Source organism: Burkholderia sp. PU8-34, from assembly GCF_053427725.1.
On sequence record NZ_JBSAXC010000063.1, the window covers coordinates 1 to 661 of the forward strand.

The 661-nt window shown below is 58.2% G+C and carries 1 protein-coding gene; it reads left to right on the forward strand.

Features of this window, described 5'->3' with window-relative positions; genetic code table 11:
* Window positions 1–661, forward strand: a 661-nt coding sequence (locus tag ACV22Z_RS35700; protein ID WP_448080936.1) for a hypothetical protein, incomplete at both ends; no start/stop codon positions are given.

Here is a 661-nt window from a genome sequence, read left to right on the forward strand (position 1 = left end):
GGTTACGACCGAAACGACCAGTACGACGACCAAGCACGAAACCAAGCGACAGCAGTTCATCGGTTGCCCGACCGGTAACGCCGCGGGGGGCGTGTGCTCGTACGCGACATGGTCGGGACCGTACAAAACGCCACAGACGGTGACGTATTCGACAAGCGATGTCGTGTCCGAATCGAACGGCACGAATGCCGTCGACCGCGTACTGGTCGTGAACGTCAACGGGCAGCAGCAAACGCTCTACTACAACACGCTGACGGACAACGGAAACGGCACCGTGACGGCAGTTTATTGGGCTGGCTACGATCCGCACATCAACTACGCGCCTGATACGGAATACGCGACGCGAAGCGACGGCCATAAGGGCTATCAGCGTGTCGAAATCTGGCGTGATACGACGTCCACGATTAGGCAAGACAAGGTGGTAAGTCAAACGCAGCAAGCGCAACTCGTGGCCGGCGGCAGTATCACCATGGCGAACGTCGGGACGGTGAACAACAATTACAGTGCGATCACGGCGGGCAAGTCGATCCGGATCGGGAGTACACAGCAGAGCGGTTCCGTTGGCAACGGGAGCTATGGCGGCACGGTCGTCAACAATGTCGGCCAGACGCTGTATCAGTATCAGCGGGACGACATTACGTCGATGTATGCGTGGAACGTA